We start from the raw sequence: 12,808 nt of genomic DNA, 5'->3' as shown, positions 1-12,808 counted from the left end.
TTGATTTATTGCATGTACAGGCCGCCGTTGACCGACAGCGTTTCACCCGTAATGTATGCGCCTGCTTCGCTCGCGAGGTAAGCCACGGAAGCCGCAATTTCTTCTGGCTTTGCCAAGCGTTTCATCGGGATTTGATTGGTAATCGACTCAAGTACGTCTTCGCGCATGGCCGTTACCATGGGCGTCGCGGTATACCCTGGCGCAACCACATTCACGGTGACGCCTGCGCGGGCTCCTTCGGCAGCTAACGATTTGCTAAAGCCCATCATCCCTGCTTTCGCTGCGGCATAATTTGCTTGGCCAAACTGGCCTTTTTGACCATTTACAGACGAGATATTAATGATACGTCCACCTCCCTTTTCGCACATGGCAGCGAACAAAGGTTGAGTGACGTTAAAGAGGCTATTGAGGTTGGTGTTGATGACGTCGTGCCATTTATCGGCATCCATCTTTTTGAATACACTGTCACGCGTGATCCCGGCGTTATTTACCAAGATATCGATTGTGCCTTCTTCTTCAAGCAGTTTAGCAAGACGTGTAGCGCATTGTTCTGTATCGGTAACATCAAGTTCGAATAGGCGCACTTGATCTTGTTTGAACCCTTTTTCTTCAAACCAGTCTTGTGCGCACTGACCACCGCCCGTGAAGTGTGTTGCAATGACGCGATAATTATCATCAACTAACTTTTCGGTGATCGCTGATCCAATGCCGCCTTTTGCGCCAGTTACTAATGCCAGTTTCTTCATCTATGACTCCATTCACTACAACAAGCAAATATAACGAGATGCCTGAAGCCGCATCTGGAACCACTTTAAACCAGAATTACAGTCATCCTTTCTTGTCTCATAACGGCAGCAAGAGTTATGCCAATAGTTAATAATCATGCTGCCGATATTATTAGGCAGTCTAACTTGTTGGTGTGACCCTTTTATGACTGCCTGGTTCTAAGCTAACGAATCTAGCCAAATACGCAAAGTATAAAAGCCTCGGATTACACATTCGCGATCTCGGTCAATTTTGATAGGTAATAATGCAATACTTTGTTAATAAGTTGTTATTTTTATGTTTATCTTTGTTTTCCGTTGGCGAGACTGAATGATCTGGAAGAAATCGATTGCACTCTTCTGTGTATTTCGATGGTGAATAGTCGGGTTGTCGGCATATGTGGGCAGTGGTGGCGCGATGTTTTAGGGGGGATAAGGTTAGAATGCCGTGACGATGAACCACGGCGTCCAACACAAATTAAGCGGTAAGGTGATGAACATATTGCACAATCGCATGCAAACCATTGGTGCGTGACTCACTTAAATGGTGCGATAATCCGGCTTGTTGGAAGACTTGATCTAAATCGAGAGCGTAAATGGCATCACTGTGTTGACCATGAACACAAGCGAGCACAACGGCTAATAGACCTTTAACGATTCTTGCATTTGAATCTGCAGCAAAGTAATGCCTTTCGTCATCCGAGTGATGTAAAAACCAAACATCACTTTCGCATCCACTGACAAGGCGCGCAGTATGCTTCTGTTCATCGGTAAACGTAGGCAAGCGTTTACCCCACACGATAAGCTGGCGGTATTTGTCCTCCCAGCTGATGTGTTGTGCAAGCATCTCGGTAACCATTTTTTGGTCGAGTTCACTGCCAAAGGGGTGAGTAGGTAAATCCATGGTAGATCCTGTTATGAAACGATTAAACACCGAGTAAATATAATGTTTTATCTAACGCTGTGAGGAAGCGTTGAATGTCTTCCTGATGATTATAGGCACCGAGTGATACACGTACGGTTCCCTCCACGCCCAGCGCTTTGATCAGCGGGTGCGCGCAGTGGTGCCCAGACCGTACTGCCACGTTTTGTTGGCTGAGCAGCTCAGCAATATCTGCGTGGTGTTCTCCTTCTACCACGAATGACACTATGGTGCTGTGTGGTTGGGGGCAGATTAGCTTGATGGCTGGGCGTTGTTTCAAGCCGTCGAGTAGCGATTGATAACAGTCACTAATATGGGTATCGATGGCTTGAGCGTCATATTGTTTTAGCCATTGAATGGCGGCAGCAAGGCCAATCGCCCCCGCTGTATTGGGCGTGCCTGCTTCAAAACGAGCGGGAATCGGTGCTAATGTGTGATCATCAAATGTGACGTCAGTAATCATTTTGCCACCACCGTGAAATGGCGCGAGAGTAGCCAATGCTTCTGGTTTTCCATAGAGCACGCCAATACCGGTTGGTCCATACAACTTATGTCCGGAAAACACATAGAAGTCAGCATTCAAGGTTTGCATACTGAGGGGCTCGTGAACGATCCCTTGTGCACCATCAATGATCACCGTTGCACCATGACGATGCGCGAGTGCGGTCATTGCTTCTATCGGGTGGCGTGTTCCGGTCACGTTACTGACATGACTTATCGCCACGATACGGGGACGGGTCGTGAGTGCTTGTTGATAAGCGTCCATATCTAACTGGCCCGTGCTGACACAACAGGGGATCTTTACCAGTTGCGCGCCTGTACGCTGCGCGATCAGTTGCCAGGGAAGCAAATTAGCATGATGCTCCATTTCGCTGACGAGGATACAGTCGTTGGCGGTCAAAGTGTGGCTGAGGCTATAGGCAAGTAAGTTGATAGCTTCCGTTGCCCCTCGCGTCCAAATTATCTCACTAGGGTTTGCATCAATAAACGCCGCAACCTCACGTCGCGCTTGTTCAAACTGTGCAGTGGTGGATAACGAGGCTTGGTGTTGGCCGCGATGAACATTCGCAACCGGTGCCATGTAGCTTTGGCAAATGGCATCAATCACACACTGTGGTTTTTGTGCCGTAGCCGCACTGTCCAAATACACCCAGTCTGAGGCATTAAAAGCGGGAAACTGGGCACGCAATGCGTAGGGATCAAAACCGTCTGTCATAGTCATCGTCCAAAGTAAAATCTTGCCTATGATCGCCATCTCACTGGTGTAACTCAAGCGTGATACGTGTTTAAGATAAAAAACGGACAAAAAAAAGCACTGAGCCAAGCTCAGTGCCAACAAATATGTAATGACAGACAATGTCAAAATACAGGAAGTTAAAAGTGGTAGATACGACTACCTGTCTAACCAGTGTTAGACAAATGCAAACACAACATCGCAACCACGGAAACAGTCTAAATAGAGAGACGTCACATGTGGATGCGGGATGCACTATAGGGTGTTGCTGGTATATCAGCAATCGACAATTTATAATGTCAACGATTAGAAAAATTAATGAATAGGGTGTCCGTTTATGGCAAGGCGTCTTCCTCCACTTAACGCGCTGCGCGTTTTTGAAGCAGCCGCACGACATTTGAGTTTTACTCGTGCAGCTGAAGAGCTCTTTGTGACTCAGGCGGCGGTGAGTCATCAAATCAAAGCGTTAGAAGAATTTTTGGGATTAAAGCTATTTCGTCGTCGTAACCGCTCGCTGTTGTTGACGGAAGAAGGTCAAAGCTATTTTCTTGATATTAAAGATATATTCTCTGAACTTTCTTATGCCACTGATAAAGTGTTAGAGCGAAGTGCCAAAGGAGCGCTGACCATTAGTTTGCCACCCAGTTTCGCGATTCAATGGTTAGTGCCGAGGCTCGCTGATTTTAATAAAGCGCATCCAGATATCGATGTTCGGATAAAAGCGGTTGATTTGGAGGATGGGTCATTAACCGATGATGTCGACGTAGCCATTTATTATGGCCGAGGCCATTGGACGGGTTTGCGCTGTGACCTATTGTACCAAGAGTGCTTGTTGCCTGTTTGTTCTCCCATGTTGCTAGAGTCCGGCTATCCGCTCCAAGCGCCAGACGATCTCGTCCATCATGTTTTGTTGCATGATCGCTCACGAAAAGAATGGAAGGCATTCGCAAAAGCCCATCAATTGAGTGAAGTGAACGTTGAGCACGGTCCTATTTTTAGTCATTCGTCGATGGTGCTTCAGGCAGCGGCCCACGGACAGGGCGTTGCATTAGGGAATAATGTGCTTTCCCAACCTGAACTGGCCTCTGGACGTTTGGTGCAACCTTTTGAGCAGGTGTTAAAAAGTGACAATGGTTTTTATCTGGTGAGTCAACAAAGAGACGCTGACACCGGGCGCATTACTGCGTTTCGAGAATGGATGCTAGCCACTGCAGCAAAAGAGCAAGCGAGTATGAATTTATGATAGATCTAGAATTTGATGGGCCTGACAGTGCCACCGATTGGGTGATTATTGCTCATGGTGCAGGCGCCGGCAAAGAGCATGAGTTTATGACAGATATCGCGACACGCATCGGAGTCGGTTGCCGTGTGGTGCGGTTTAATTTTCCCTATATGGAAAAGCGTCAGGAAGATGGCAAAAAGCGTCCGCCAGACCGTGCACCTAAGCTACTTGCACACTTTGAAGCTGTGATTGATGCCATCGATAGTTTACGCCCAAAAGAAAGTCGTTTATGGCTTGCCGGTAAATCGATGGGAGGACGTATGGCCAGCCATCTTACCGGCCATTCATCAGTCAGCGGGGTGGTGTGCTTTGGCTTTCCTTTTCACCCTCCAGGCAAGCCTGAAAAATATAAAGGCGAGCATTTAGCGACCGTGACCAAACCGTTGCTCATTGTGCAAGGGGAGCGTGATACCTTTGGTCGGAAAGAAGAAGTGATGGGGTATTCATACTCATCAAGTATTGATATTGAGTTCGTTCCTGATGGCGATCATAGTTTCAAGCCGCGCAAAGCGTCAGGTTACACTGATTCGGACAATCGGCAGTTTGCGGTCGACTGTCTACTGCGTTTTATTGAGCGCCAAGGAGCGAAAGCATGAAATTAAACCACTGGATCAGCCTAGCTGCTTTAGGGGCAGGACTGGCTGTCGGGCTAGGTGCCTTTGCAGCACATGGTTTGAAAATGGTTTTGTCCGATTATCAATTAGCTATTTTTAAAACCGGCGTTAACTATCAGATGTGGCATAGTTTAGCCTTGCTTGGACTGTGTGCACTTTCTTCACGGATCTCCACGCGGTTATTCAGCTGGGTCGCTTGGGCTTGGTTAGTTGGTATGATCGGCTTTAGCGGTAGCTTATACCTGCTTGCTCTCACGGAGATGCATTGGCTAGGACCGGTAACACCAGTTGGCGGCGTGAGCTTTTTAATCGGCTGGGGAGGGCTCGCTGTGGGCGCATGGCGTACAAACGTTTCTCTCTCTCATCCATCGCGTTAAAAGCGGCTATCTGCATTTCTTTCTTGTCGAGATGACAGATATAATGCGCAGCTTATTTTTATCATCACATAGCGTGATCCTATCGTCGAACCAGAGGGTGTTATGAACCAGGTTTTGCTTTACTGCCGTGCAGGATTTGAAAAAGACTGCGCCGCAGAAATCCAACAAAAAACCACCGAAATGGGCGTGTATGGGTTTCCGCGCGTGATAAATAACAGCGCGTATGTTGTGTTTGAGTGCTACCAAGAAGATGACGCTGAGCGCGTTGTGCGTGATTTATCGTTGGACTCGCTGATCTTTGCGCGCCAAATGATTGCTGTGACCGCCGCCTTGTCGAATCTTGACCCTGATGATCGTATCTCCCCGATTTTGGCGGTAGCGAGCGATCTGCCTAAAGGTGGCGATCTACGAGTGGAGACACCGGATAACGATGAGGCTAAAGCCTTATTGAAGTTTTGCCGTAAGTTTACCGTGCCACTACGCCAAGCCTTGCGCAAACAAGGCATCATGTTAGCCAAAGATAACCCCAAAAAACCGGTGATTCACTTATGCTTTACCGCACCGGGTACTTGCTTGGTGGGCTACTCGCTGACGACCAATAACTCACCTCATTATATGGGCCTACCACGGATGAAATTTCCGTCTGATGCGCCAAGCCGTTCGACATTAAAACTGGAAGAGGCCTTCCATCATTTTATACCCAAGGATGAGTGGGATACGCGTTTAGCGCCTGGCATGTGGGCGGTCGATTTAGGTGCATGCCCCGGGGGCTGGACCTATCAATTGGTTAAACGCTCGATGTTTGTCCATGCGGTGGATAATGGGGCGATGGCTGAAAGCCTGATGGAGACAGGACAAGTGTTTCATCATGCCGAAGATGGGTTTAAATTTGAGCCGACGCGCAAGAATGTGACCTGGTTAGTGTGCGACATGATTGAAAAACCATCGCGAGTGGCGCGGTTGATGGGAGAGTGGTTAATTGAAGGTTGGGCCCAAGAGGCTATTTTTAACTTGAAACTGCCGATGAGCCGACGTTATGAGCAGGTGTCAGAAAACTTGCAAACCCTAGGTGCATTTTTGGCTGACTACAATGTGCCGTATGAAATGCGCGCGAAACACCTTTATCACGATCGCGAAGAGATCACCGTGCACTTGCGCCGTGTGAAACGCCAGCAACGTGGCGGCTAACGTTCAAAGCGGATATCTTGCAGGTTAAAACCGAGTGGGATATCCGTTTTTAATTGGGCTACCTTTTTACAACGTTGGGCTAAATCCTGGTGCCCAGCGAGCTTTTTTTGCCATTTTTGTTCGACATCGCTTGCGGCGAAAATAGCTTCAAGCGTCTCGTACCGCTCAAGCAGCGTTGCTGCCGTTTTTGCACCAATACCGGGGACGCCGCTCACTTCGCTACTGCTGATCCCGGCCAGCCCCCAAAAATCGCACAGCTGTTCAGGACGCACACCAAACTGAGCATCAACAAACGCTAAATCGAGCCACCGGTGTTGGAAGTAATCACGAATGCTTAACGTGGGTTGTAATAGCTGGCAGTAGCCTTTATCGGTGGAAACAATCGTGACGTGCTCATGACGCGCTGCCACTTTTAATGCCAAGGTAGCAATCATGTCGTCGGCTTCATCGCCTTGTGACAGTAACGCATCGACCCCTCTTTGCCAAAATGCTTCTTGGATCGTGTCTAAGCCTTGTTCTAGTGCCACAGGCATGGGCTTACGGTTTTGTTTATAGGTGGGAAGTATCTCGGCCCGCCAACCTCGATCAGGGCCAATATGATCAAACACGGCAACAATATGGCTAGGCTGGCTATGATTGATGATTTTATCCAAGGTTTTGATGCAGGATTGAGCCGTCGCATCGATCGATTCTTGATCCGGCTGGGCAGCGTGGACTCGGCGGATAAGATTCATCGCATCAATAATAACAACATGGAGCCTAGACATAATAAAAACCGGGTGTGCGTTTTATAAATGCCGCATTATACCCGGTTTTTGTTTAGGACGCAGGGCGTTAAAAGTCGTGCCTAAGTCTCGGAAACAATTTCATAGCAAGGCACATACGCAGTGCCAGGTAGCTTCATGCGTTGTTGTTCAACGAAACTTTGCAAAAGTTTATCCATTTTGGCCATCAAATACTTGTCGCCATCAATTTTAAATGGGCCATGGCGTTCAATATTACGCATCCCCTCATCTTTGACGTTACCTGCAACGATGCCTGAAAAAGCCTGGCGCAGCGAAGACGCGAGAAGCTCTGGGCGTTGATTCATGTGTAAGTTGAGGTTTGCCATATTTTCATGCGTGGGCGCGAAGGGATGCTGAAAGCCGGGCTCAATTTTTAATGACCAGTTATACGAGTAGGCGTCACCCGTTGCTTTGCGGTGCTCTTTGACGGCGGGCATGGCATTTTTCATCAAACGCGCGGCTTTGGCCGGATCATCAATCACAATTTCGTAGTATTGTGTGGCTTCTTCACCGAGTACATCACGAATAAAATTATCAATATCACGAAAATAGGCCTCGCTCTCTTTGGGCCCAGTGAGTACGATCGGCAGTGGCTGCGCGTGATTATCGGGGTGCATCATGATCCCGAGAATATAAAGTAACTCCTCGGCGGTACCGGCGCCACCAGGAAAAATAATGATACCGTGGGCGATACGAACAAACGCTTCTAAACGCTTCTCGATATCGGGCATGATCACTAATTCATTCACCATTGGATTGGGCGGCTCGGCGGCAATAATAGATGGCTCCGTCAGGCCGATAAAGCGGCTGTCATAAGTACGTTGTTTCGCATGACCGATGGCCGCGCCTTTCATAGGCCCTTCCATCGCACCTGGCCCGCAACCGGTGCAAATATCGAGCTCTCTCAGCCCTAACTCATGGCCCACTTCGCGGGTGTATTGGTATTCGATATCATTGATGGAGTGACCGCCCCAGCATACAACCAGGTTAGGATCGACATGGGGACGCAGTGCTTTGGCGTTGCGTAAGATACCGAATATTAAATTGGTAATATGTGGCGAGCTGTCTAGGTTTAGCGCCGGGCTGTGCTCGAGCTGCACATTGACATGAATGATATCTCTTAGCACAGAAAACATGTGCTCTTGAATGCCACGAATGATTTTACCATCGACGAAGGCATGCTCAGGTGGGTTAACCAACTCGAGTTTGATCCCACGCTCTCGACGAAGCACTCGAATTTCGAAGTTTTCATGCTTTTCTAGCAGCGCTTTGGAGCTATCTGTATGACTACCAGAATTTAAAACAGCCAATGAGCAGTTTCGGTATAAACGGTATAAATCACTGCTGGCGCTGGTTTTTAAACGATCAACCTCAATTTGAGAAAGCAGATCCATCGTTCCTATGGGGCTAATGTGTGTGATCATAACGACAACCTCTTACGGACCGCCCCTCTTGAAAAGCCAAGTAGGGAAGATAGCACGGTGCTATAAAAATCAGTGTGTTAATTAAAAATACACACGCCAGCCACAATTGACCAGTAATAATTAACACCAAATAATTTGGTTGCGGCCACTGTTTTTGGCTTGATACAACGCTTGGTCTGCTCGTTCTAGAACGGGGGTTGGCGTATCTTGATCGCTAAAGAGGGTAGCACCAATCGATACGGTGATCGCGACGCGTTCGTTCTTGAATTTTAACGGCAGCTTGCGGATGGTATGGCTGATAGTGGCTAGGATTTCTGTGCGAGTATCATCGTTGGCATCGGGCAATAAGATCACAAACTCTTCACCACCAAACCGAGCAATAAAATCGGTATCACGCAAACATTGATAAATCGTACGCGCGACGATTTTCAAGGCTTTATCACCGACTTCATACCCAAACTGTTGGTTAACTTGCTTGAAGTGATCAATGTCAATCACCGCGAGGCAAAACGGCCGTTGGTACTTCTTCCATAAGCGGAATTCATGTTCGAGGCGATCATTGAGCGCGGCGCGATTGTAAACACGGGTCAGTGGATCCAGTAAACGCTTGCGTTCTTGGTCGCCAACATGACGGCGTTGATCCATCGTGTGTTCAGCCAGTGTACTCAACTGGGTTTGATTGTGGCTCAGTTGCTCTTCGAGTGCGCGCTCTCGCGTTTTGAGGGCCTCGTTCTCTTTTGCTATGGCGTTCAGCGCGTCGAGTGCACGTGTTAGTGCGGCCTCAGGATTGGACTCTGGCGTGCCTTTTAGGCCAAGTTCTTTTTCAATGTCAGTAATGGTGTGATCTAGGCGCTGATCAACGCTTTGATGTGCCACCCGCAATTGTGTGGCGTGATCAAAAGCGCGCGTATTTTGCTGACTGATTGCAACCAGATCATCATTCACTTGGGCGAGAAACTGTTGTGATGCCTGACGCTCGGCTTGCGTGGCATCTAAAATCAGCCGAAGGGCGGACAGAGTGAGTGAGACGACAGTCGCTGGCGCGACATCGGTCAATAATTGGCGACGAATATCAAGCAACTGACTGCCAGCTTGACCATCAATATCGAGCTCGGTAATCAGGTTTTGTAGCTCATCTGCGACGCGACGAATTTGGTCTTTATCGAGCTCTATTTGCGCGTGTTGAGCGCGAGGGCGTGTGACTTGCAAGGTCACAGCCCGCTCGTAGAGCTGAAGTAGTCGGATCAAATGCTGCGTTCTTTCAGTATCACTGTTCGCCGATTTTGCTAGCAACTCGCGTAAATCTCGCTTGAGTTGAGCAGGCAGGCCGATAACACGTTGTAGCGTTTCACCACTGGTATGAAACTGCTCTTCGAGATGGGACTGTGCTTTTTTTTGTGTCATGTCTTGATGACTCACCATGCGTTCAATAACAGCTAAACGCGGAAGCAACGCGCTAACATCCTGCGCTGAGTATAATATGTCACGGAAGTCGGTTAGTTTTTGATCTACCGCGGTGTTTTTGCCTGTGCATGTCGCAATCAATCGCGATGCTAAGCGTTTGAGCGTATGGATCTCTCGACGCGACTTCAAAGCCAGCTCTCGATATGCTGAAGGCGCATGATGATGATCCGCCTGAGCGGTCTGTGCCGACAACGGTGATGGAGTTGACTTAGTCATTTGGTCGAAAAAACACCTAATTACATTCGCGATTCAGCATCACAGGTAGTGAGAATGCACCACCCATGGACGTTAGCTATACCGACTTATTGCTATCGTCATCAATAAAAGATGTTCGCTTTTTATCAGATTCGTGATCCTTCTGCCAGTCCATGAGGCCATTTGATGATGTTTTAACCTTTACTAGCCCAGACTCAATCCCTTTTAAACAGGCTTGGCGAAGGTTGGTATTGACGAAACTCGCCGCCGGCGCCGTATTAATCGCACTAAAGTGGACCCAATGACTTTCTTCACTTTGTTGAGCCAGTGCGCTTGCTTGATGTGTGGCGGTGAGCAAGATCTCTATCAGCTCCTGATCGTTGATCGAGGTATATGCGCGTGGCAAAAAGGGATACTCTGCTAAGCCAATGGCGACGTGTGGCGTTAAACGCGCTAGATGTTGAGGAGCAGCATCAATGGATGTGTGGTCATCAAGTAATTGGTCTGATGTGTCGACAGTAGCGTCCTTAGCGGGCGCTTCGTGGACGGTATTTTGGTATTGGGTGACAAAATCCTCTATCAATGTTTGTACAAATTGTGCGAGTGCTTCAGGTTTGGTGTTTTCGTCCCAGTTTGTCTCTATATAGATAAACAGGGTGTCAGCAAAATGGTACAGACGCCCAGATTGTGTCACACGTTCAGACAGATACTCACCGAGCTGGCGTTCTATGTCTTGAGCACGTTGGTAACCATGCAACAAAAACAATTCTTTGAGAAAAACCACGTCGAACATGGCGAAGCGTAGCCGATCACTGAGCGGTTGGTGAATCATGTCGTTGAGGTACCATTGCTCAAAATTGGCATTACTTTTTTCAAGCGAACGCGGCAATTTGGCATTAAGCATACGTAAGTTTCTCAGCCCAGTGCGAGGATGAGTGTAGAAGTCATCACGTAACTGCTCGAGTTCGGTTTGGCGTAACACTGCGGCGCGGTGGCGTAGATAGACAATGGCAATTAGGACACCCAGGCTGCCCAACAGAAAGTAATTGACTTTTTGTAGGTGCAACTGCTCTTGATGCGCCGTATCGAGCTGACGCTGTAATTCATCCATTTGTAACTGGCGTTCAACCACACGCTGCTGTTGCTTAAAGGTATCTGCTTGTTGCTGTTGCTTTGATTGAGCCTGTGTTGCTCGTAATTGCTCATATTCTCGCTGCATAGCGAGCGCAACTTGATATCGTTCCTGCGCCTCGAAAGCGTTTGATAATGCCTGATAGGCGTGGGTCATGGTGGTGATATCGTTTTCAGCCTCGGCGCGCTCAAGCGCGGTCTTGATTTCCTTTTCTGCTTGTTTGGGTTGCTCAAGCGCTAAATGTATTCGCCCTTGTAACAGCATGGCCTGAGTTGTCAGTGGCGAGTTTGGCAAACTCCCCACGAGTCGCAATGCATCCTGAATATAGCGATCACTGAGAGGAAAGTGTTTTAGCTCAAAGTAGGTGCGGGCGATGGCTAAGTGTATATCGGCGAGCGGTTGAGTTCGGCCAAGAGACTGCTCAACTTCGAGCGCATTAAAATAATGCACGAGTGCAAAATTATACCGAGATTGCTGCTCGTATAAGGTAGCTAATAAGCGCTGAGACGCTGAGAGTCGTCGGCTGAGTGAGAAGTGTTCGAAAAATGCCGCGGCTTGATTCGCATGCTCGAGTGCTTGCTCGAGTACACCTTGTTGAAAATAAAGTCGAGCAAGTTCCATATTGGCGTTCGCGATCAATGCGGTATATTCATTTTCACTGGCGATCCAAAAAGCGCTTAGCAGTTCAGTTAAGGCACTTTCGTGCTGTTCTTGTGCCAGCAAAAAACGTCCAAATGAGAGTTGAAACTCGACTTTGTCGCGAAGATCTTGTGGATCATTACTCAGCTGGCTGCGTGCATTTTCATACGCCACTAATGCCGATTCGTTATCTGATGTTTCAGCCAGTATGTTGGCGCGTAGTAAGGCACTACGAAAGCGAAGCTCTGGCCCATTGAGACTATTTTCCGGCAAGGCACTCATCGCCGTTTGTACTGCATCTAACTTTGCCAGTGCGCCTTGTTCATCATGGTCTAAGTGCCAAATGAGCGTCGCTTCAGTCAGAACGACTTGCACGTGAGTATGTTTTAAATCGTACTCTTCAACGACCTGATACGCTTTTTGGAGCGCGGCTTTGGACTCAAGTGGCTGCTCCAAATGAGCATAAGCACGGGCGCTAATTAAATACGCATAAACCGTGTGCAACGGCGTCCGAATCGATCGATCGGTGTCATTGTTGACGTGTGAACGATTAGCCCCTGTCGTTAATCGTCGTTGGGCCAGGAATCGGTTGCTGATTTCTAAGGATTGGATGGGGGATGTATCCAATAATTTTTCGGCATCGGTTAAAACGGGCGAGGAGTGGATAGAAGCGAACGCCGCCATCGACGTCAACCAAAAAAGCAGGCCTACAAGTAGTGGGCTGATGCGCATGCGCCATCCTCTATGTATAAAAATGAAAGAAAGGCTGCCGATAAGCAGCCCCGTTT

The 12,808-nt window shown here is 48.2% G+C and carries 11 protein-coding genes; 4 read left to right on the top strand and 7 right to left on the bottom strand.

All coding sequences use genetic code 11. The features are described from left to right. Window positions 1-5 precede the first annotated feature (5 nt). The 3 genes from BZG76_RS00250 to BZG76_RS00240 form a co-directional block, all read right to left on the bottom strand. Window positions 6-746 carry an SDR family oxidoreductase gene (locus BZG76_RS00250; protein WP_077459746.1) on the bottom strand — a complete coding sequence of 247 codons (741 nt, stop codon included), beginning with the start codon at window positions 744-746 and terminating at the stop codon, window positions 6-8. A 496-nt stretch (window positions 747-1,242) separates the two neighbouring features. After that, window positions 1,243-1,668, bottom strand: a complete 426-nt coding sequence (locus BZG76_RS00245; protein ID WP_077459745.1) for a SufE family protein — start codon at window positions 1,666-1,668, stop codon at window positions 1,243-1,245. 22 nt (window positions 1,669-1,690) lie between these two features. Next, a complete protein-coding gene (locus BZG76_RS00240) occupies window positions 1,691-2,902 on the bottom strand; it encodes an aminotransferase class V-fold PLP-dependent enzyme (protein WP_077460031.1) in 1,212 nt (403 codons plus the stop codon). A 355-nt stretch (window positions 2,903-3,257) separates the two neighbouring features. On the opposite strand from BZG76_RS00240, the gene BZG76_RS00235 reads away from it, so the two are divergent. From BZG76_RS00235 to rlmM, 4 genes are all read left to right on the top strand, one after another. After that, on the top strand, window positions 3,258-4,163 hold the full coding sequence (locus tag BZG76_RS00235; protein WP_021022025.1) for a transcriptional regulator GcvA: 906 nt from the start codon (window positions 3,258-3,260) through the stop codon (window positions 4,161-4,163). Next, window positions 4,160-4,798 carry an alpha/beta family hydrolase gene (locus BZG76_RS00230; RefSeq protein WP_021022024.1) on the top strand — a complete coding sequence of 213 codons (639 nt, stop codon included), beginning with the start codon at window positions 4,160-4,162 and terminating at the stop codon, window positions 4,796-4,798. Before BZG76_RS00235 ends, BZG76_RS00230 begins: the two co-directional genes overlap by 4 nt. Then, a complete protein-coding gene (locus BZG76_RS00225; protein WP_077459744.1) occupies window positions 4,795-5,193 on the top strand; it encodes a DUF423 domain-containing protein in 399 nt (132 codons plus the stop codon). Before BZG76_RS00230 ends, BZG76_RS00225 begins: the two co-directional genes overlap by 4 nt. 102 nt (window positions 5,194-5,295) lie before the next feature. After that, the gene (gene rlmM, locus BZG76_RS00220; RefSeq protein WP_077459743.1) at window positions 5,296-6,381 is read left to right on the top strand and encodes a 23S rRNA (cytidine(2498)-2'-O)-methyltransferase RlmM; all 1,086 of its coding nucleotides are present in this window, start codon (window positions 5,296-5,298) and stop codon (window positions 6,379-6,381) included. Here rlmM and xni read toward each other — a convergent pair. From xni to BZG76_RS00200, 4 genes are all read right to left on the bottom strand, one after another. Further along, window positions 6,378-7,148 (bottom strand): flap endonuclease Xni, encoded by a 771-nt coding sequence (gene xni, locus BZG76_RS00215; RefSeq protein WP_077459742.1) that lies wholly within the window; start codon window positions 7,146-7,148, stop codon window positions 6,378-6,380. The two genes, rlmM and xni, sit on opposite strands and share 4 nt — an antisense overlap. 80 nt (window positions 7,149-7,228) lie before the next feature. Then, a complete protein-coding gene (gene ppnN, locus BZG76_RS00210) occupies window positions 7,229-8,590 on the bottom strand; it encodes a nucleotide 5'-monophosphate nucleosidase PpnN (RefSeq protein WP_077459741.1) in 1,362 nt (453 codons plus the stop codon). Window positions 8,591-8,710: 120 nt separating this feature from the next. Continuing rightward, window positions 8,711-10,270 (bottom strand): GGDEF domain-containing protein, encoded by a 1,560-nt coding sequence (locus tag BZG76_RS00205; RefSeq protein WP_077459740.1) that lies wholly within the window; start codon window positions 10,268-10,270, stop codon window positions 8,711-8,713. Between the two features lie 76 nt (window positions 10,271-10,346). Further along, complete coding sequence (locus BZG76_RS00200; protein WP_021022018.1) at window positions 10,347-12,752, bottom strand: hypothetical protein; 2,406 nt, start codon at window positions 12,750-12,752, stop codon at window positions 10,347-10,349. Window positions 12,753-12,808: the final 56 nt, after the last annotated feature.

It is taken from the genome of Salinivibrio sp. AR647, from assembly GCF_001995415.1.
Taxonomy (GTDB): Bacteria; Pseudomonadota; Gammaproteobacteria; order Enterobacterales; family Vibrionaceae; genus Salinivibrio; species Salinivibrio costicola.
This window is presented reverse-complemented; position numbering and strand designations above follow the sequence as displayed.